The organism is Pseudomonas sp. CCC3.1, from assembly GCF_034347405.1.
In the GTDB taxonomy this organism is placed as follows: Bacteria; Pseudomonadota; Gammaproteobacteria; order Pseudomonadales; family Pseudomonadaceae; genus Aquipseudomonas.
In genome coordinates this window covers 1154966-1174161 of sequence record NZ_CP133778.1, presented here as the reverse complement: position 1 = coordinate 1174161, position 19196 = coordinate 1154966, and the positions used below count along the sequence as shown (strand labels likewise).

General features: G+C 59.4%; 17 protein-coding genes. 8 read left to right on the top strand and 9 right to left on the bottom strand.

Going from position 1 to position 19196, the window contains the following annotated elements:
* Positions 1-3 precede the first annotated feature (3 nt).
* The 3 genes from RHM56_RS05365 to greB are packed head-to-tail and all read left to right on the top strand — an operon-like array spanning position 4 to position 3723.
* Entirely contained in the window at positions 4-687 is a 684-nt protein-coding gene (locus RHM56_RS05365; RefSeq protein WP_322239305.1) for an ABC transporter ATP-binding protein, read from the top strand.
* Complete coding sequence (locus RHM56_RS05360) at positions 687-3191, top strand: ABC transporter permease (RefSeq protein ID WP_322239303.1); 2505 nt, start codon at positions 687-689, stop codon at positions 3189-3191. The genes RHM56_RS05365 and RHM56_RS05360 overlap by 1 nt, the downstream gene beginning before the upstream one ends.
* Before the next feature lie 34 nt (positions 3192-3225).
* Positions 3226-3723, top strand: coding sequence for a transcription elongation factor GreB (gene greB, locus RHM56_RS05355; RefSeq protein WP_019410722.1), 498 nt, complete (start codon positions 3226-3228; stop codon positions 3721-3723).
* Between the two features lie 518 nt (positions 3724-4241).
* Here greB and RHM56_RS05350 read toward each other — a convergent pair.
* Positions 4242-4550: a class I SAM-dependent methyltransferase gene (locus RHM56_RS05350; RefSeq protein WP_322239300.1), complete on the bottom strand. Its 309-nt coding sequence runs from the start codon at positions 4548-4550 to the stop codon at positions 4242-4244.
* A 329-nt stretch (positions 4551-4879) separates the two neighbouring features.
* Between RHM56_RS05350 and RHM56_RS05345 the strand changes: the two genes are divergently transcribed.
* Positions 4880-6556, top strand: coding sequence for an acid phosphatase (locus RHM56_RS05345; RefSeq protein WP_322239298.1), 1677 nt, complete (start codon positions 4880-4882; stop codon positions 6554-6556).
* Between the two features lie 96 nt (positions 6557-6652).
* Here RHM56_RS05345 and RHM56_RS05340 read toward each other — a convergent pair whose 3' ends face one another.
* Positions 6653-7087, bottom strand: a complete 435-nt coding sequence (locus tag RHM56_RS05340) for a DoxX family protein (RefSeq protein ID WP_322239296.1) — start codon at positions 7085-7087, stop codon at positions 6653-6655.
* A 100-nt stretch (positions 7088-7187) separates the two neighbouring features.
* Positions 7188-8606: a transglycosylase SLT domain-containing protein gene (locus tag RHM56_RS05335; RefSeq protein WP_322239294.1), complete on the bottom strand. Its 1419-nt coding sequence runs from the start codon at positions 8604-8606 to the stop codon at positions 7188-7190.
* A gap of 237 nt (positions 8607-8843) precedes the next feature.
* On the opposite strand from RHM56_RS05335, the gene RHM56_RS05330 reads away from it, so the two are divergent.
* From RHM56_RS05330 to RHM56_RS05320, 3 genes are all read left to right on the top strand, one after another.
* The gene (locus tag RHM56_RS05330) at positions 8844-9653 is read left to right on the top strand and encodes a TatD family hydrolase (protein WP_322239292.1); all 810 of its coding nucleotides are present in this window, start codon (positions 8844-8846) and stop codon (positions 9651-9653) included.
* Between the two features lie 183 nt (positions 9654-9836).
* On the top strand, positions 9837-11318 hold the full coding sequence (locus RHM56_RS05325; RefSeq protein ID WP_322239290.1) for a methyl-accepting chemotaxis protein: 1482 nt from the start codon (positions 9837-9839) through the stop codon (positions 11316-11318).
* A gap of 101 nt (positions 11319-11419) precedes the next feature.
* A complete protein-coding gene (locus RHM56_RS05320; protein WP_322239288.1) occupies positions 11420-11686 on the top strand; it encodes a terminase in 267 nt (88 codons plus the stop codon).
* Here the strand turns inward: RHM56_RS05320 and RHM56_RS05315 are convergent, their stop codons facing one another.
* The 3 genes from RHM56_RS05315 to RHM56_RS05305 form a co-directional block, all read right to left on the bottom strand.
* Entirely contained in the window at positions 11687-12484 is a 798-nt protein-coding gene (locus tag RHM56_RS05315) for a thioesterase family protein (RefSeq protein ID WP_322239286.1), read from the bottom strand.
* 284 nt (positions 12485-12768) lie between these two features.
* On the bottom strand, positions 12769-13539 hold the full coding sequence (locus tag RHM56_RS05310; protein WP_322239284.1) for a CHAD domain-containing protein: 771 nt from the start codon (positions 13537-13539) through the stop codon (positions 12769-12771).
* A 25-nt stretch (positions 13540-13564) separates the two neighbouring features.
* Complete coding sequence (locus tag RHM56_RS05305; protein WP_026014235.1) at positions 13565-13843, bottom strand: hypothetical protein; 279 nt, start codon at positions 13841-13843, stop codon at positions 13565-13567.
* Positions 13844-14057: 214 nt separating this feature from the next.
* Between RHM56_RS05305 and RHM56_RS05300 the strand changes: the two genes are divergently transcribed.
* Positions 14058-15113, top strand: coding sequence for a patatin-like phospholipase family protein (locus RHM56_RS05300; protein ID WP_322239280.1), 1056 nt, complete (start codon positions 14058-14060; stop codon positions 15111-15113).
* Between the two features lie 32 nt (positions 15114-15145).
* Here the strand turns inward: RHM56_RS05300 and RHM56_RS05295 are convergent, their stop codons facing one another.
* From RHM56_RS05295 to kdpC, 3 genes are all read right to left on the bottom strand, one after another.
* Entirely contained in the window at positions 15146-15835 is a 690-nt protein-coding gene (locus tag RHM56_RS05295) for a response regulator (protein ID WP_322239278.1), read from the bottom strand.
* Positions 15836-15871: 36 nt separating this feature from the next.
* The gene (locus RHM56_RS05290) at positions 15872-18538 is read right to left on the bottom strand and encodes a sensor histidine kinase KdpD (protein WP_322239276.1); all 2667 of its coding nucleotides are present in this window, start codon (positions 18536-18538) and stop codon (positions 15872-15874) included.
* A 102-nt stretch (positions 18539-18640) separates the two neighbouring features.
* On the bottom strand, positions 18641-19189 hold the full coding sequence (gene kdpC, locus RHM56_RS05285; protein WP_322239274.1) for a potassium-transporting ATPase subunit KdpC: 549 nt from the start codon (positions 19187-19189) through the stop codon (positions 18641-18643).
* Positions 19190-19196: the final 7 nt, after the last annotated feature.

The window sequence follows — 19196 nt, the reverse complement described above, 5'->3', positions numbered from 1 at the left end:
TCCATGGGCGAAAGTATTCTCACCGCGCAGAACCTTAGCAAAGTGGTTCCCAGCGCGGAAGGCGAGTTAACCATCCTGCATCCTTTAAGTCTTGAGCTGCACAAAGGCGACAGCCTGGCGATAGTCGGGGCATCGGGTTCCGGAAAGTCCACCCTGCTGGGCCTGCTTGCCGGGCTCGATCTGCCAAGCCAGGGCGACGTTATTTTGGCCGGGCATGCGCTCAGCACACTGGATGAAGACCAACGCGCCCGCGTGCGCGCCGAACACGTCGGCTTCGTCTTCCAGTCGTTCCAACTGCTCGACAGCCTCAACGCACTGGAAAACGTGATGCTGCCGCTGGAGCTGGATGGCCGCAAAGACGCCCGCGAACACGCACGCCATCTGCTGGAACGTGTCGGTCTGGGCCAGCGCCTGACTCACTCGCCGCGCCAGCTGTCCGGCGGCGAACAGCAGCGCGTCGCCATCGCCCGCGCATTTGCCGCCAACCCGGACGTGCTATTTGCCGACGAACCCACCGGCAACCTCGACAGCCACACAGGTGAGCGCATTACCGACTTGCTCTTTGAGCTGAACAAAGAGCAGGGCACCACGCTGGTTCTGGTGACCCATGACGAACGTCTGGCCCATCGCTGCCGACGCCTGATCCGCCTTGACGCTGGCCATTTGGTCGGCCCTCTGGAGCCTTGATGGCACGCCTGCCACTGTTGCGCATGATCAGCCTCGCCTTCCGCCAACTGCTACGCGATGCCCGCGCCGGTGAGTTGCGGGTGCTGTTTTTCGCCCTGCTGGTCGCAGTGGCTGCCAGCACCGCCATCGGCTACTTCGGTGCCCGCCTTAATGGCGCGATGGTATTGCGTGCGACCGAATTCCTGGGCGCCGACCTGGTGCTGGAAGGCAGCTCGCCTGCCCGCGAAGAACAAATCAAAGTCGGCAAGGAGTTGGGTCTGCAACACGCGCAGATCGTCGAATTCTCCAGCGTGATTGCCACCGACAACGGTATTCAGCTGTCCAGTATCAAAGCCGCCGACAGCGCCTATCCGCTGCGTGGGGCACTCAAAAGCGCTGCGCAACCCTTCGCGCAAGAACAACCCGGCGGCGGACCAACGTCCGGAGAAGCTTGGGTAGAGCCCCGGCTGCTGACCGCGCTCGACCTGCATGTGGGTGATGAGATTGATGTCGGCTCAAAAACCGTCAAGATCACCCGCGTTCTGACCTACGAACCCGACCGCGCCGGTAATTTTTACAGCCTCACCCCACGCGTACTGATCAACCTGGACGACCTTCAGGCCACCGGTATCGTGCAACCGGGCAGCCGGGTCAGCTTTCGCGAGCTGTGGCGCGGCGAGGCGCCTGCGCTTGAGTCGTACCGACAAACCATCAAACCCGGCCTGGAAGCCAACCAGCGCCTGCTGGACGGCCGCGATGGCAACCAGCAGATTGGCGGCGCCCTGGGCAAGGCCGAGCGTTATCTGAATATGGCCAGCCTGGTGGCGGTACTGCTCGCCGGAGTCGCTGTTGCCTTGTCGGCAACCCGTTTCGCCAATCGCCGTTTTGACGCCAGTGCCCTGCTGCGCTGCCTGGGCTTGTCGCGTCGAGAAACACTGTGGCTGTTTGCCCTGCAACTGGCCATTCTCGGGCTGCTGGCCAGCCTCGCTGGCGCTCTGCTGGGCTGGCTCGCGCAACTCGGCTTGTTCGCTTTACTGCACGATTTGCTCCCCGCCGACGTACCGCCCGGCGGCCTGATGCCAGCGATTGCCGGGATGGGCACCGGACTGGTGGCACTGGCCGGTTTTGCCCTGCCACCCCTGGCCGCACTGGGACGCGTACCACCGCTGCGGGTGCTGCGCCGTGACATCCTGCCGATCCCGGCCAGCACGTGGAGCGTCTACGGGGCCGCGCTGCTGGCGCTGGGTCTGATCATGTGGCGCATGAGCCTGGATCTGGTACTGACCTTCGCCCTGCTCGGTGGTGGCGTCATTGCTGCGCTGGTGCTTGGCAGCCTGTTGTTGCTCGGCTTGCAGGGGCTTCGTCGCGGTTTGGCCGGGGCCTCATTACCGTGGCGCCTGGGTTTGGGGCAGTTACTGCGTCAGCCCTTGGCTGCTGCGGGCCAGGCTCTGGCCTTTGGCCTGATTCTGCTGTCCATGGCGCTCATTGCCTTGCTACGTGGCGAGTTGCTCGACACGTGGCAAAACCAGCTGCCCAAAGACGCGCCCAACTACTTTGCACTGAACATCCTGCCCGCCGACAAAGACACCTTCGGCGCACGCCTGCATGAACTTCAAGCGCAGGCAGCACCGATCTACCCCGTGGTTCCCGGGCGCTTGATCAGTATCAACGGCGAGCCGGTGCAAGAACTGGTCACCAAAGACTCCAGCGGCGACAAAGCCGTGCAGCGCGACTTGAGCCTGACCTGGGCAGCCGACCTGCCCGAGGGTAACGAACTGACGGCGGGTCAGTGGTGGACGGCGCAACCAACCGGCGAAGTTCCGGGGGTCTCGGTTGAGGCCAAGGTGGCCGAAAGCCTGAAGCTGAAACTGGGCGATCACTTGGTGTTTACCGTGGCCGGGGTTAACCGTGAGGCGCAGGTCAGCAGTTTGCGCAGCATCAACTGGGACAACTTTCAGCCCAACTTCTTCATGATCTTCCAGCCCGGCACCTTGCAGGATTTGCCAACCACCTTCCTCACCAGCTTTTACCTGGCGCCGGGCCACGACAAAGAAATCATCGAGCTGTCACGCAGCTTCCCGGCAGTGACCATTCTGCCGATTGATGCCTTGCTCGAGCAGCTGCGCAGCATCCTGGCGCAAGTCACGATTGCCATTGAGTACGTGCTGTTGTTCGTGTTGGCTGCGGGGATGGCGGTGCTGTTTTCCGGCTTGCAATCCACCCTGGATGAGCGCATTCGCCAAGGCGCCCTGCTACGGGCGCTGGGCGCCGAACGCAAATTATTGATCAAGGCCCGCCGTATCGAGTTCGGACTGCTGGGCGCCACCAGCGGCTTGCTCGCCGCGTTAGGCGCAGAACTGGTGAGTCTGGCCCTGTACCGCTATGCCTTTGATCTGCCTTGGCATCCGCACCCGTGGCTATTGCTGCTGCCTGTGTTCGGCGCCGTGATGGTCGGCGGCGCCGGAGTGTTTGGCACCCGCCGGGCGCTGAATGCCAGCCCGCTGACAGTGCTGCGCGAGGGCTGATAGACTCGCGCCCTTCTCTGCCAACGGATTGCCCATGAGTCGCTACCGTCCGCCCCGCCCTGCCGGCACCGCGCTGATCACCCCCGAAGGTGAAGCGCGGATGCGCGCAGAACTGCATGAGCTGTGGCATGTGCGCAGGCCGCAGGTCACGCAGTCGGTCAGTGAGGCGGCGGCTCAAGGTGATCGTTCGGAAAACGCTGAATACACCTACGGCAAAAAAATGCTGCGCGAAATCGACAGCCGCGTGCGCTTTCTCACCAAGCGCCTTGAAAGTCTGAAAGTAGTGAGCGAAAAACCCAGCGACCCGAACAAAGTGTATTTCGGCGCATGGGTCACGATTGAAGATGAAGATGGCAAACAATCGCGCTACCGCATCGTCGGCCCCGATGAACTGGACCTTAAACAAGGCCTGATCAGTATCGATTCCCCTCTGGCGCGTGCCCTGATTGGCAAATCGCTGGATGCCGAAGTGCAGGTTCAAACACCGACCGGCGAGCAGTGGGTCTATATAGTCGCTATTGATTACCCCTGATTAACAGCACCACTGTGTATTCAAGGCACGGAAGCCTCTGAATACAAACCTGCGTGCACAAGTGGTATTTCTTACAGGCGGCATCGCAGTTGCTTCATTGAACGTTGAGACCCCACAACTAAGCTCAGGACTTCAACCACTCACATTATTTTTAATGGAATAAATTAATGGCACTTTTAACTCGCATAATCGCTGCACTTTCACTGAACTTGCTCGTCGCCACTACCACCATAGCCCAGGAGCCAGCGCCCGAAAACGCAAACGCAAATAGCACCGCGCAGTCTGAATTCAAGAAAAAGCGACTTCCAGGCAACGGCCCCTATATCTATAGATTCTGCATTACCCAGTTTGCTGATCAATGGACTCAAGTACTGCCTTTTCGCTCGACTTACTCGACAGCCGAAGAACTAATGGCCAACCGACCAAATCTTCGAAACTGCGTTAAAGCGTAAGAATCGACTCATCAGCAACGTGCAGCTGCATGCCTGTCAGCTTTGTCTGTTAGGCTGATCGGGTCATTAACGCAAGGTAATCAAGCCCTGACGTGACACGCGGATAAGGTTGCGAATGACCCGCTCGGCACTCTCTGCTGAAGGCGACTGAATCACCGCCAGGTCAAAACTGTCAGCGGCAAAACGCGTCAGTTCGTCCCCCTCTTCGACAAACTGAATCAAAAACGCCGAAGCCCGACCTTTGCGACGTGGCCAGCCGTCCAGGTAACGCAACAGCGTCGGCTGATGTTTACCGCCCAGAAGGATTTTTGGATTGCGAAAAGTCTGATTGGCCGTGATCGGCGCAAGACGTACAACAGGACGTGGGTGACTCATGTATCGGTTCTCCGCCTCAAGGTTCTGCGTGGCAGGTGAGAGGCAACACCGAACCAGCGCTTTAGCGGTATTTCGAGTGTCTATTGACACCCTGGCGCCCCGCAAGTAGCTGTTTAAATCGGCGCAAGAAACATCCTAGATAAAGCCGGTTACAACTGTCAAGAATCACGTGCCACAAAAAGCCCGCACCAGCCCCCCATGAATTCGTGCACGCTTAGATGAATAAAGCGGCTGCCCCTGAATGAATTCGATCAGTTGAAACCCCGCCGTCATAATCCCTTGTTACGCTGCCGCCGAAAATGTTTTGTAACACTTAACGGGACTGCATAATGAGCGACGAGAAAGACAAGGACACCCGACTCCCTGCCGACACCAGCCGACGTCGCTTCCTGGCCGGGGCTGCCGCGCTGGGCGTAGGCGCCGCGACCTTGAGCGCTTGCGGGAGCAGTGAACATGAAGGCCCGGTCAAGGCGCTGCCGCTGACGTCCGCCGAGCTGGACAAGAAGCTCCACGAGCAGGTGAAAACCATCGTGGTGATTTATGCCGAGAACCGCAGCTTCAACAACTTGTTCGCCAACTTCCCCGGTGTCGAAAAACCCTTGTCCACACTCACGCCCGCCGATTACCAGCAGCGTGATCGCGATGGCAGCCTGTTACAAACCCTGCCTCCCGCCTGGGGCGGCATATTGCAAGTAGGCCCGCAGACAGTTGACGGGGTGACGTACGAACAAGGCGTGCAGTTCCAGGAAAACCTGCCTAACGCACCGTTCGCGCTGAAGGGACCGAACCACGAGGACCTGCCGCTGAGCCTGGTGACCCGTGACCTGTGGCACGTGTTTTATCAGAACCAGATGCAGATCAACGGTGGCAAGAACGACCAGTTCGTGGCGTGGGCAGACTCCGGGGGATTACCGATGGGCTACTACGCCCAGTCGCAGTATTCGCTGCGCCTGTGGGATGTCGCGCGCGAGTTCGTGCTGTGTGACAACTTCTTCCAGGGCGCTTTCGGCGGCTCGTTCCTCAATCACCAGTATTTGATCAGCGCCACCGTGCCGTTCTACCCGAATGCCGCCACCTCGGTGGCCAAACCCCAGATGGCTACGCTGCAAGGCGATGACCCGACCGGAACGCGCCTAAAACCGTTGGAAAAAACCCCCGAAAGCGCCATGAGCGGCGCTCCGCAGTTCGGTCCAAGCGCCCTCACGCCAGACGGTTTTGCCGTCAACACCATGGCCCCGCCCTACTGGCCAACCTGGATTCGAGACCCCGAGCGCCCGGACTATTCCAAACCCGACCTGCCCAGCGTGTTGGTGCCGCAAAGTCACGAGCACATCGGTGACAAGCTGAGCAAAAAGAATATCGACTGGGCCTGGTACGCGGGTGCCTGGCAAGCCACCCTGGACCAGTACAAGGATTCGGGCGGGATTCCGAAAATCCCGAACTTCCAGTACCACCACCAACCGTTCAACTACTTTACCCAGCAAGGCCCTGAAAACCCGGCAGAGCGCAGCAAGCGCTTGCGCGACGGTGGCCTGGGCGACGAAGCCAGCACCAACCGTTTCCTGGCCGATGCCGAAGCCGGCAAGTTACCTGCCGTGTCTTTCTACAAGCCTCAGGGCAACCTGAACCTGCACGCCGGTTATGCCGATGTGGCCTCCGGCGACCGGCACCTGGACCGCGCACTGAAAGTGCTGCGCAACAGCCCGCAATGGGAAAACATGGTCGTCGTGCTCACCGTTGACGAGAACGGCGGATGGTGGGACCACGTGGCGCCGCCCAAGGGCGACCGCTGGGGTCCCGGCACGCGAATTCCGGCGCTGGTGGTGTCGCCCTTCGCCCGTAAAGGCACGGTTGACCACACGGTGTATGACACGGCTTCGATCCTGCGCCTGATCACCCGCGTGCATCAGTTGGAAGTGCTCGACGGCCTAAAGCAGCGTGACGACGCAATGAAAGCCCGCGGACAAACGCCCATGGGTGACCTCACCAACGCGCTGACGTTCTGACACAGGCCATTTACCCGCCCTTGCGCTACACGAAAAAAAATCCGCAGCCCTTAGCGGGGCTGCGGATTTTATGTGTGTGCGTGTGCAACGCGGGATTCAATCAGCAATGGCACTGTCGATCGACAACTTGCCTGCGCCTTCGAACAACACCGCCACAGTACCGCCCAGCAGAGCCAGGGCGAACTCATAGCCGTTGTTGGCCATAAACAAGCCGTTATGGATGTGCACCGAGAAGATCGCCACCAACAACGTAAACGACAAGCCCAATGCCGCTGGACGTGCCAGCAACCCCACAATCAATGCCAGACCGCCAAAGAACTCAGTGCCGCCCGACAACAACGCCATCAGCGTACCGGGCGCCAGGCCAATGCTTTCCATCCATTGCGCAGTGCCTGCCAGGCCACCGCCACCGAACCAGCCAAAAAGCTTTTGCGAACCGTGAGCGGCAAAGACGATGCCGACGAAGATGCGCAATACAGTCAAGCCGTAACCGGCACGTGTTCCAAGAACGGTCTGGATCAATTTGCTCATGGTGCAGTCCTTTAAATCAGGGGGGGAATGGACGCCATATTAATCAGTTTTAATTATGATAAAAGTCGAATAAACCCAACACAAAGATCGAATTAATCGATCATTTACGTGAAGCCACCTCTCGTCCTGCTGGCTCTAACGAGTCACGCTCACGGTCGAAGGCCAAATAGTATTTATTCACACTATTAACATAGCTGACGCCACTCATGCCCACCTGCTCCATGGCAATTCGTTCCACCTGAAAAAACCATTGGTTGGGGTTTAGTCCCCGGCGCTTGGCCTCCGCCCGCATGGCCTGCACCCGTTCAGGGCCCATGTTGTAAGCGGCCAGCACGAAGGCCATACGCTCACGCTCGTTAAGTTTGGGACTGGAGAAGAATTTGCGGCGGATCAAGGCCAGGTACTTGGCCCCGGCCTGCACATTGTTATCGACATTTTTAATGTCATTCACTCCCACCCGCTGCGCGGCGGAAGGGGTGATTTGCAGCAAGCCGGTAGCGCCGCCAGAACCCCGCGCGCCCGGATCCAGGGCCGACTCCTTAAACGCCAGTGCGGCTAGGTTCAGCCAATCCATGCCCTGTTGCCTGGCATGCTTTTGCAGCACGGGCCGCAGTTTTTCCAGCTTCTGCCTGTCCGCTTTGGCCAGCGGGTAATGCACGCGATACAAACGTCGGTACACCCGCTCAAACGCTACATCCTGATTGGACGGTGCCTTATAGCTCGCCAAAAACTTATCGACACTGGTGTGCAACATGGAGGCATCGCGGCGAACAAACCAGCGCATGGCGGCCGGTTCGCTGATCAGCACCTGGCGATCAAAGCGCAGCTTGGGCATTAACGTGGCCCAGCGCTCGGCAATCGGTTTTTCCACAATCGTCAGGTGAAAGATCCCGGCCTGCACCATCTCCAGCACATCTTCCACCGCCAGGCTCGGATCGACCCATTCAACCTTGACGGGTGGCAATTTGCGCAACGCCAGCTTTTGGTTGATCAGATTGATCGACTCACCGGCTGCACTGCCAGTGGTCAGCGCCACCGTTCGGCCCGACAGCTGTTCGAATCGGGTGTAACGGTGCTCGCCTTTAACCCCGACCAGCAGCAAAGGCACCCGGTCGACGATAGGGTCGCTGGGGCTCACCGCGTGAGTGGGTTTGACGTCCAGCAACTCCCCCGGCGCCATTAAGTCGCCCTCGCCGCGCATCAACGCGCCGAGCAACTGGTCTTTGGCCTTGGGAATGATTTTGAGGGTGATTTCTTGCCCATCGCGGGCCTGGGCATTGAGGTAGCGCTCGAAGGCACGCAAACGGTGATATTCAACGCCGATGTCCTGGCCCTGCACTTCGCCAGAGCTGTTGCGGCTTTGATTGACCAGCACCCGCAGCACCTGGCTGCTGCGAATCTGCGCCAGATCGCGGACCTGACTTGGCTGCCCGACCTGTAAAGGTCCAGCCAGACGTGCCAGCGCCGGGATTGGCAACAGCATCAGGCACAGCGCAATCAATAGCGTAGGTCTCGTCATCCGTTCTCCGGAAAGAATACAGTCCAGCTGCGCGTCGGATTACCCGACAATCGGTCGCCCCATTGGGGGATTTCAACGCTGGAAACAGAGCGCAATACAGCCAATGCACCCTGGGATAGAAACGGGCATTGCGTTGTTGCGGCATTCAAAGACAACCATAACCGTCTGTAGTTCTTGGTTTTTCTTATAAATCTACAGCTCTGATATGCTTCGCGGCCTGTGGCCTGAGGTAGCACCATGCAACTCATCGATATCGGCGTCAACCTGACCAATCCAAGTTTCGACGGTAAACACCACGCTGTTTTAGAGCGTGCTTACGCGGCTGGGGTCGCGCAATTGGTCCTCACCGGCACCAGCGTTGAAGGCAGTGAACTGGCCTTGCAACTGTGCCGCGAGTTGGACGAAAACGCTGATCGGCTGTTCGCCACCGCCGGTATTCATCCGCACTCGGCCAGCGACTGGAACGGCGACAGCGCCCAGCGTTTACTGGCCTTGCTCAAAGAACCCAACGTACGCGCCGTGGGCGAATGCGGGCTGGATTTCAACCGTGACTTCTCACCCCGCGCCCAACAAGAGAAAGTGCTCGAAGAGCATTTGGCAATGGCCGTGGATTTGCAGTTGCCGGTGTTCTTGCATGAGCGCGACGCCAGCCAGCGTCTGCTGGAAATCCTGCGTAATTACCGCGACCACCTGCCAGCAGCGGTCGTGCACTGTTTCACGGGCGAAAAGCGGGCCCTGTTCAGCTACCTGGACCTGGACCTGCACATCGGCATCACCGGTTGGATTTGCGACGAGCGGCGCGGTACCCACCTGCACCCGCTGGTGGGTGACATCCCGCGTGGTCGTTTAATGCTTGAAAGCGATGCCCCGTACTTACTGCCGCGCACCTTGCGACCCAAGCCGAAAAACGGCCGCAATGAACCGGCCTACTTGCCGGAAGTGTTGCGTGAAGTGGCCGTGCACCGCAAAGAGAGCGAACAAGACCTCGCCGCCCACACCACGGCCTGCGCCCGCGCATTCTTTGGATTGCCTGTATTGAGCGCATAACGCCACCCTATGTAGGAGCGAGCTTGCCTCGCGATCTTTTAAACGATCAAAAGATCGCGAGGCAAGCTCGCTCCTACAAGGGTCTGTGTAACCTTGACCCACATCAACACTGTCTTCACAGAGTAGCGGCACAATGATGGCACCTTGCCAATATTGTTTTCGCAAAATCAGAGAAGACCTTCCATGGGTGCCTGGCTCAGCAACATCTCGCTTAAGTACAAATTCTGGGCCGTGAATGCAGTGGCCTTTGTCACGACGTTGCTGCTGGTGCTGTATGCCGTGCAACTCGAACAGCAATCGCGCAGTGATGCTGCGCACGCCAGTGCCGAGGCCCAAGCACATTTACTCAGTGTCTGGCCCGCTGGGCAGGCGTGGCCTGAAGCCCCTGATCTGCTGCACATCGCGCCCGATAAAGTTCCGACGCTCAACGATCAGCCACTTCCACAGTTGAGCAACGCCAACGGCTGGGTGTCGATCAATCGCATGCCGCTGTTTGGGCAAAACCCGTTGTCAGGGGCCGCAGTGGTCACCCGCGAGAATGGCCAAAAAGTCGCCGTACTGGCCTATGCACCGAGCCTGGCTCACGTATTCGTTGAACGTTTGCCCCGTTATGCGGTGGCTGTTTTGGTGTTGATGCTGGCCATGCTCGGCGCCTCACAATTGCTGATCCGCTTTTTGCTCAGTCAACTCAACACCCTTAAAGACGTGATGTTACATGTCGAAAAAACCGGGGACTTGTCGGCGCGCGTGCCGCTGGCCTGCACCGATGAAGTCGGGCAGATGGCCAGCGCCTTCAACGCCATGCAGGCGGGTTACCAGCGCGTGGTGAACACCGTGGCCGACACCGCCGCGCAACTTGACGCCGGGGCCGCACGCCTGGCCAGCAGCATGAATGACGTGCAGCACGGCATGCTCGGCCAGCAAAGCGAGACCGATCAGGCTGCGACCGCAATTAATGAGATGACCGCCACGGTCTATCACATCGCACAACACGCAGGCGCCACCCGCGATCTGTCGCAAACCGCCGACAACCTGGCTGGCAGCGGGCAACAAGTGGTCAGCCGGGTGCAACACTCCATCGCCAGCTTGTCGGACGGGGTACAAAAAACCGCTGAGATGATTCAGCAATTGGCGCAAGACAGTCAGAAGATCAATAGCGTGGTCAACGTGATCCACAGTATTGCCGAGCAAACCAACCTGCTGGCACTCAACGCCGCCATCGAGGCCGCACGGGCGGGCGAGATGGGACGCGGCTTTGCGGTCGTCGCCGACGAAGTGCGGCACTTGGCCAAACGCGTACAAACCTCCACTGACGAAATCACTTCGATGGTGTCGGCCTTGCAAGCAGGCACCCGCGATGCAGTGGACTTCATGCAGGAAAGCTCGTTCAAGGCCGACGATTGCGTGCAACAAGCGCAGGAAGCAGGCGCCGCCCTGGCCGAGATCACCCACGCCGTGGCGCAGATGCGCGAAAGCAACACGCAAATCGCCGTGGCCGCCGAACAACAAAGTCAGGTCGCGGAAGAAATGAACCGAGCCGTGGTCAGCATCCGCGATGTGACTGAAAACACCGTGCAGCAAACCGTCGATTCGGCCACCACCAGCAACCAGTTGGCAACTCTGGCAGGAGAGTTGAACCGCGCCATTGGTCAGTTAAAGCTATAAGGCCAATAGCCAGACTCGATTCGCCGTGCGCCCATCACGGCCCTATTCTCTGTTCATCCGGTTCAGACACGACTGAACCCTTGAAAACAAGGAGATTGATCATGGGCAAACGTCATCCCAACCTACCCGCCTGGCAATGGCGCTCGAACCCACAGAGCAATCACAGCGCCAGCCATCAGGCACTGAGTCTGATCGCCGTACCGATGATGGTGCTGGCCTTTCTGCTGTTGGCCTCCGGTGTGTTCAGCAACAATGCGCCGAGCGCCGTGATTGGTTTGGTCGCGCTGTTTGCAGGCATGGTGATACAGCGTCAGAGCCGTCAGCAAGACGCCAAGGCTCAGGCTGCACAGCGCAGTAAAACCTTTTGATTAGCCAAAGATGGCTACGGTCTGGCGACTGATCGCTATCAGTTCACCATTGGGGGCCCACAGATTGGCCGCCACATGGCCGTAGCCATCCCGGGCATGCTCAATGACGGCCAGGTATTTGCACCAATCCAGGGTGCTGGCCTCAGGCAGCGGTTGCACAAACTCAATCGTCCAGGTCAGCGTACTGCCCGCGGTCGGCTTGCTCAAAAGCGGCAGCAAGGCCGGTGGCCAGGCATCAACCAGCGCCAGCAGATGGGTTTGGGTCAGCGGCTGCTCTGAAACGTCCCCGGCAAAACGCACCCAACCGCCCATTTCTCGCGTGCCACGCCCGGTAAACGGAAGCGCGCCCACCGCCCAGCCCATGGACAAATGGCGCATAAACTCCGGCGTAACGCCTTTGATGTAGGGCAACAACGGGCATTCTTCCGGCGCTTTCATGTGCGGTGCAGGCAAACTGTCGACGTTGACCACAGACTCGCGGGCCGCGCCAAAGCTGCCTTGGACCAGCGTCACCACCTGGCCTTTTTGCACAGCACGCCCCAGCACCTGGCTCACGGCCTTGCCTTCACGCAGCACTTCAACTTCAAAACTGATCGGCACGCCAGGCTCGGCAGGCCCGACAAACGTGACGGCCAGCGAGCGTAAAGCACGCTCAGCCGAGACTTGAGCGCGCATGGCTTCGTACTGCAAAGCCACCATCAACCCGCCAAAACTGGCACGCCCCTGCCCCCAATCTTCAGAGATCGTCACGTCTGAAGGATTTTTGCGCACTGCGTCGACCAATTCTGAAAACTGCATAAACACCTCAAAGCAGAAAAATATGACGCGATACTACTGGCCTGCCTGACGCGGCACAGCGCTCATTTACGCCAAATCATCTGCTGAAAGGGCAGTCAGGCAGCAATATGGTGCGCGCAAATCACGTAGCAGTTGCCGAGCACCGCGAGGCTACGTCCGGCTGCGCAGCAGTCGTAAAACCAAGCACTGCGGGGTATCAGTTGTACCCTGCACTTAGGGTTTACGATCGCTTCGCCATCGGACGTAGCCTCGCGGTGCTCGGCAACTGCTACGAAATCGGCAGGCTATACACGGCTAAAACGCGCCGCGCTCAACTTGATCAGCGCCCGATCAGCACGTTTCTCGCCGCGCTTGAGTGTTGTACGCCATTGCTCGACGCACGGTTGCAGGTCCGGCTGCTGCTCTGCCTGCAACAACCACTGCCAGGCGTCATGCCATTCACCCAGGGCCTTTTGCGCATCCTTGAGCCGGTTCATCAGCCCTGCGGGGACGTGCTCCAGTTCTGGATAAGCTTCGGCACCATAACGCACGCGCTTGATCAACAACCGCACTTCATGCCGGTCGTGCCCCGGATCATTCAATGCTTTGTGCAGTGCCTTCCACTGCTTGGCCAACACCGCTTCAATGCGCCCACGCAAACCGCGCAGCAAGCCTTCACGTTCGCTGGCGCGCAAAAAACGCGGGAACACATCCAGAATCATCAGCAGTTGCGACAGCTCAGTGCTGTCTGCCACCTGCTCGTAACTGCCTTCCAGCTGTTTCAAACGCCGTGCGGCCAATGTTGGGTGACCGTGTTGCTCAAGGTGCGCAGCCAACACTTCAAGGTCGCGCAATGGCGTTGTTAACACACCCACCTGAGACGCCGACATTTCGAGCTGAACCACGCCCGGCAAGCCCCGCAACGGGCGTAGCAAACTGCGTAAACGACGCACAGTCGTGCGCAGGTCGTGCAGCGCCTCTGGGTCTGTTTCAGCCTGTAAACGCGCCTGGCAGGCCAACAGCCTGACCTCCAGGCGCACGCAATTGGCTACGATCCGATCAACCAAATCAGACATTCTTCCCCTCCCTCGTTACACCGATTTAACGCCCGGCACGGGACTCACGAATATAGAAACGCGCTTTCTCGGCTTTGGTGGTGCAGCCTTCAAACGCTTCGAATTGTTGCTGGGTTTTTGCCGCCGTCAGCAAAGACAATGCCTTGGAATAGCTGACCGTGCCTGCAAAACCTTCTGCCTTGGCCAGGTCCAGTTCATGCCACGCCGCATCCAGTTGGGTACCGCAACTGTCACGATAAACCGTTTTACCCGCGCAACCGGCCAATGCAATTGCCATTAATGGCACACAGATCCAAGCTTTCATGGTTCATCCCTCAAATTAATGTTCAGAGCCAACTAAGACGAGCTACAGGCCTAAAAGTGCCGTCATGCCCAACACTGCGCGCGCACGCTTGCCTCGCGCTGTTTTGATCCCTAGACCCGATCGCTTCTACAGCCTAGCTGGCCGATACGGTTTGGGCTGTCGTTACACGTCACAAAAAGGCATTGTAAGCACTTGTCTGGCAAAGGGCCCTGTCATGAAAAAGCGTATTGCATTGGTACTCGGCTCAGGTGGCGCGCGAGGGTATGCCCATATCGGCGTGATTGAAGAACTCGAAAGCCGTGGCTACGAGATCGCCTGCATTGCCGGTTGTTCAATGGGTGCAGTGGTCGGGGGCGTTTATGCGGCGGGCAAGCTGGATCAGTACCGCGACTGGATTCAAAGCCTCGATTACCTGGATGTTTTGCGCTTGGTGGACGTGAGCTTTCGGCTGGGGGCCATTCGGGGTGAAAAAGTCTTCGGGCAAATACGCAATATCGTGGGCGAAATCAACATCGAAGACCTGCGCATCCCCTACACGGCCGTCGCCACTGACCTGACCCACCAACAGGAGATATGGTTTCAGGAAGGCTGCCTGCACCAGGCCATGCGGGCCTCTGCCGCTATTCCCAGCCTGTTCACCCCCGTGATGCAGGGCAATCGCATGCTGGTGGACGGCGGCTTGCTCAACCCTTTGCCCATCGTTCCGGTGGTGTCCAGCCATTGCGACCTGATTGTTGCCGTGAACCTGAACTCAACTACGCAAAATCACTATCAGTTGCCGGTCATTCAGCGCCCGGCTGCGTTTAAAGGGCGCTTTGATAATTTGATGAGTTCGCTGGGTTCGCACATTCCGTTTCGCACCAAACAGGCCGAGCACCTGCGCAACCTGGAACAGGAAATGCTCAAGCCGTTTGCCGAGCAGCCCGTTGAAGAGCAACCCAACCCTTGGCTTGAGTCGGCCTATCCAAAAAACCGGCAACCGGCAGTCGCCAACGAAGGCGCACCCAAATCGGCCACTGGCTCGGTCATTGTCGACAACGTCGGCCCTGCGTCGTTACTGGATTTGATCAACCAGAGCTTTGAGGTGATGCAAACCTCATTGGCGCAATACAAGATTGCGGGCTACCCACCCGACATTCTGATCAACGTACCCAAACGGGTATGCCGTTTTTTTGAGTTTTATAAAGCACCGGAGCTCATCGCTTTAGGCCGTGAAATCGCCAAGGACACACTGGATCGTTATGAAGCCGATCAGCGCTCCGGCTTGTAGTCGAGACTCGGACTTGCAACACCAGGCCGCGATCAGCCCCCCAACAGCCGATACCCCACACCCGGCTCGGTGACGATGAAACGCGGGCGGGTGGGGTCGTCTGCCAGTTTTTGCCGCAGATGACCGACCACTATGCGCAGGTAGTGACTGTTCTCGATGTGGGTCGGGCCCCATATATCCTTGAGCAATTGTTGCTGGGTAATCACCCGCCCCGGATGCCGCGCCAGTTGCGCCAGCACCGCGTATTCCTTGCGGGTCAGCGCCACTTCCGCCCCCTCAAGCAGCACCCGGCGAAACGCCAGATCGATGGTTAAAGGGCCCAGTTCAACTGCCGCTTGCCGGGCCTCACCCGTGGGGGCCTGACGCAGCAAGGCGCGGATGCGCGCCAAGAATTCCTGAATCCCAAATGGCTTGGTCACATAGTCATTGGCCCCGCCGTCCAGCGCCTGAACTTTTTGCGTTTCACTGGCGCGTACCGAGAGCACCAGCACCGGCGCATTGGACCACTCGCGAAACTCGCGCAATACCTGTTGGCCGTCCATGTCCGGCAAGCCCAGGTCCAGCACCAGCACGTCCGGTTTGTTCAAGGCCGCTTGGCTCAAGCCTTCAGTGCCTGTCGCGGCTTCCAGCACGTTGTAGCCTTGAGACACCAGGCTGATGCGCAGGAACTTGCGGATCTGGGGCTCATCATCAATGACTAAAACAGTCGCAGGCAGGCTCATGGCAGTTCATCGCAGCAAAAATATGGCCAAAGAGTATCAGTGTTCACGCTCCGCCTCTTCCTGATCCATGGCCGGTTGATCGCGCAACGGCAAATACAAAGTGATGCAGGTGCCCTGCCCGCCAATGCCGTCATCCACGGTGATGCGGCCACCATGCGCGCCGACCATGCCCTGACAAATCGCCAGCCCCAACCCCGTGCCCTGCCCCCCGCGATCACCACGGGCGGCGGTGTAAAACATGTCAAAAATCTTGGCCCGATCTTCTTCGGGAATGCCCGGCCCCTGATCGCTGACGGCAAACCACAACTCACCTTCGTCAGCCCCGGCGCTCAGTAACAACTGCCCATGGGGCGGCGAGAAGCGCGCGGCGTTTTCCAGCACATTGATCAGCGCCTGTTCGATCAACGCGGCATGCACGTGGAGCAAAGGCAACTGCGCCGGTACCTCGACGTGCACCTGCAACGGCGCCAGCACGGCACGCAACCGGTTCAAGGCGCTGCCCGCAATGTCGGCGGGTGACACCCAGTCACGGGCCAGCTTCAATGCGCCGTGGCCGAGCCGGGTCATATCCAGCAAGTTCTGAATGTAGCGATCCAGACGCTCAGCCTCATCGCGGGTGCCTTCGAGCAATTCACGTCGATCAGTCAGCGGGATGGCCTCGCCCAAGGCCAGCAAGGTGTCGATGCTGCCGCGCATGGTGGTCAGCGGGGTGCGCAAGTCATGGGACACCGATGCCAGCAACGCGCTGCGCAACTGTTCCGTTTCGCCATGCAAGCGGGCGGCTTCCAGGTCCTGCGCCAGGCGTGCACGGGCCAGCGCCTGTGCCAGCGGTTGGCTCAGTGCCATCAGTAAACGCCGACGTTGGCCGCTCAGTTGCTGCCCCTCTTTAGGGCAAACCCCGAGCAAGGCCAGTGGCCCTTCTTCAGCCCTTAATGGCCACCACCACCAATTGCCCATCGGCAAGGTGCCGGTGCCTTTGCCCGCTGGTTGATCGTGTGTCCAGGCCCAATCCGCAGCGGCCCTTTCCGACTCGTTAAAGTGCAGCGGGCCGCCGGTTTCGACCGTCCAGCCGCCGTTGCCATCACGATTGAGCAGGCACACATTGAGTTCCTTCCAGGCACTCAAATGCTGAGCCGCCGCATTGATCACCGCCTGGCGATCCGTTGCTGCCGTGAGCTTGCGCGACAGGTCGAGTAACTGCGTGGTTTCTTCTTGAGTGTCACGCAACGCTTGCAGTTGCCTGCGCTGGCGGGCCGCCAGATTGCCGGTGAGCGCAGCCATCAGTAAAAAGAACAACAGCGTCAGCACGTCCTCTTCACGCTGAATGCTGAACGAGAAGTTGGGGGGGATGAACAGGAAGTCGTAAGCCAGAAATGACAGCGCAGCACAGGCCAGCGCGGGCCCCAGGCTACTGCGCACAGCGACCAGCAACACCGCTGCCAAAAATACCAGCGAGATATTGGGCAGCGCCAACACGCTGGCGACCCCCCAGGCCAACGCACTGGCCAATACTGTGGCTACCAGCGCCAGACCATAGTCAAACCACACCAGCGCATGTTTGCCGCGACTTACGGCAGGCTCGGGCGACTGCTCGTTGTCGAGCACGTTGATTTCCAGACCGTGCGAATTGCGCAGCAAGCGCGCGGCCAGCCCGCCTCCGAACACAAGTCGACGCCACGTCAGCCGCGACTGCCCCACCAGCAGCAAGCTGGCACGCCGTTCACTGGCGTGCTGGATCAGGGTTTTCGCCACTTCACCGGCGCGCAACAGCACCACTTCTCCACCCAGCCTTTCAGCCAGTTGCTGGGCGTTTTGCAGGCGTAAACGCGATTGCTCGTCACGGGCGCTGCCGTTGTCGACGTGCACCAGGCTCCAAGGCAAGTGCCGCCGTTCCGCAACCCGGCTGGCATGGCGCACCAGGCGCTCGGCATGCAGATCGCCATCAATGCCCACCAACAAGCGGCCACGTAACGCGGGCGCTGACTGGCCTTGTTGGCGATAGCCTTTGTCGAGCTCATCGTCGACGTACACGGCGGCGGTCTGCATCGCCAGCTCGCGCAGGGCATTGAGGTTGGTCTGAGAGAAAAAAGCATCAATCGCCGCACGTGCCTGCTCAGGTACGTACACCTTGCCTTCGCGCAGCCGCTCCAGCAGTTCGCGGGGTGGCAAGTCGATCAGCAGCAGTTCGTAGGCTTCCTGAACGATCCAGTCAGGCAGGGTTTCGCGCACCTGTACCCCGGTGATGCCGCGCACTTGATCGTTGAGGCTTTCGAGATGCTGAACGTTGACGGTGGTATAGACATCAATCCCGGCGGCGAGCAGTTCTTGTACGTCTTGCCAGCGTTTCGCATGGCGGCTGCCGGGGGCGTTGCTGTGGGCCAGTTCATCGACCAGCACCAATTTCGGTTTGGCCGCGAGCAGGCCATCGAGGTCCATTTCTTCGAGCTGCACACCCCGGTATTCCGAGCGCAGCATGGGTTGCTGGGGCAAACCGTTGAGCAGTGCTTCGGTCTCGGCCCGACCATGGGTTTCGACCACCCCGGCCAACACCGCGACCCCTTGGCGCAGTTGGGTGTGGGCGGCTTGCAGCATGGCGTAGGTCTTGCCCACGCCGGGGGCCGCGCCAAGGAACACTTTAAGCCGCCCACGGCCAGCGCGTGGCAAGTCAGCTAACAGCGCATCGGCGCGACCGGAATTTGTCATGGAATCTACCTAATGAATACATAACCCCTGTAGGCGCGAGCTTGCCCGCGATCTTTTAAAAGATCAAAAGATCGCGAGCAAGCTCGCGCCTACGCGGGAGATTTATTGCAGCTGCGCCAACGCCTGATTCAACAACAGCACGTTAACCACCGGCGGGCCCACCAGCGGCTGTTCGATGTGTTTTTGCACCAGTTGTTCAACCGTTTCTACTGGCACGTGACGCGCCGCTGCAACCCGTGCCAGTTGATAGCGTATTGCCTCTGGTGGCAAGTGCGGGTCCAGACCGCTGCCCGAGGTGGTCAACAATGCCAGGGGCACCGGTCCTTGATCAGGCACGGAAAGCTGCGCAGCGCTCTCTTTTACCCGTGTGGCCAAGGCCGGGTTGCTCGGCGCCAGGTTGCTCGCCGAGCTGGAAACCGTGGCGAAAGCCCCTGCCGAAGGCCGTGGGTGGAACCAGTTGTCGCCGGTAAAGTCTTGCGCAATCAGCGCCGAACCCAACACGTGCCCTGCGCTGTCGCGCACCAGGCTGCCATTGGCTTGGGCCGGGAACGCGACTTGAGCGATGCCGGTGACGACCAGCGGGTAAACCACGCCAGTGATGGCGGTCATCAACAGCATCAGGCTCAGGGCCGGACGTAAAAAAGAAGCCATGATCAAT

What these genes read in the sequence shown, in the direction of transcription:
- RHM56_RS05365 (WP_322239305.1), top strand. Translation starts at nt 4, where the DNA reads ATGGGCGAAAGTATTCTCACCGCGCAGAACCTTAGCAAAGTGGTTCCC.
- RHM56_RS05360 (WP_322239303.1), top strand. Translation starts at nt 687, where the DNA reads ATGGCACGCCTGCCACTGTTGCGCATGATCAGCCTCGCCTTCCGCCAA.
- greB (WP_019410722.1), top strand. Translation starts at nt 3,226, where the DNA reads ATGAGTCGCTACCGTCCGCCCCGCCCTGCCGGCACCGCGCTGATCACC.
- RHM56_RS05350 (WP_322239300.1), bottom strand. Translation starts at nt 4,550, where the DNA reads ATGAGTCACCCACGTCCTGTTGTACGTCTTGCGCCGATCACGGCCAAT.
- RHM56_RS05345 (WP_322239298.1), top strand. Translation starts at nt 4,880, where the DNA reads ATGAGCGACGAGAAAGACAAGGACACCCGACTCCCTGCCGACACCAGC.
- RHM56_RS05340 (WP_322239296.1), bottom strand. Translation starts at nt 7,087, where the DNA reads ATGAGCAAATTGATCCAGACCGTTCTTGGAACACGTGCCGGTTACGGC.
- RHM56_RS05335 (WP_322239294.1), bottom strand. Translation starts at nt 8,606, where the DNA reads ATGACGAGACCTACGCTATTGATTGCGCTGTGCCTGATGCTGTTGCCA.
- RHM56_RS05330 (WP_322239292.1), top strand. Translation starts at nt 8,844, where the DNA reads ATGCAACTCATCGATATCGGCGTCAACCTGACCAATCCAAGTTTCGAC.
- RHM56_RS05325 (WP_322239290.1), top strand. Translation starts at nt 9,837, where the DNA reads ATGGGTGCCTGGCTCAGCAACATCTCGCTTAAGTACAAATTCTGGGCC.
- RHM56_RS05320 (WP_322239288.1), top strand. Translation starts at nt 11,420, where the DNA reads ATGGGCAAACGTCATCCCAACCTACCCGCCTGGCAATGGCGCTCGAAC.
- RHM56_RS05315 (WP_322239286.1), bottom strand. Translation starts at nt 12,484, where the DNA reads ATGCAGTTTTCAGAATTGGTCGACGCAGTGCGCAAAAATCCTTCAGAC.
- RHM56_RS05310 (WP_322239284.1), bottom strand. Translation starts at nt 13,539, where the DNA reads ATGTCTGATTTGGTTGATCGGATCGTAGCCAATTGCGTGCGCCTGGAG.
- RHM56_RS05305 (WP_026014235.1), bottom strand. Translation starts at nt 13,843, where the DNA reads ATGAAAGCTTGGATCTGTGTGCCATTAATGGCAATTGCATTGGCCGGT.
- RHM56_RS05300 (WP_322239280.1), top strand. Translation starts at nt 14,058, where the DNA reads ATGAAAAAGCGTATTGCATTGGTACTCGGCTCAGGTGGCGCGCGAGGG.
- RHM56_RS05295 (WP_322239278.1), bottom strand. Translation starts at nt 15,835, where the DNA reads ATGAGCCTGCCTGCGACTGTTTTAGTCATTGATGATGAGCCCCAGATC.
- RHM56_RS05290 (WP_322239276.1), bottom strand. Translation starts at nt 18,538, where the DNA reads ATGACAAATTCCGGTCGCGCCGATGCGCTGTTAGCTGACTTGCCACGC.
- kdpC (WP_322239274.1), bottom strand. Translation starts at nt 19,189, where the DNA reads ATGGCTTCTTTTTTACGTCCGGCCCTGAGCCTGATGCTGTTGATGACC.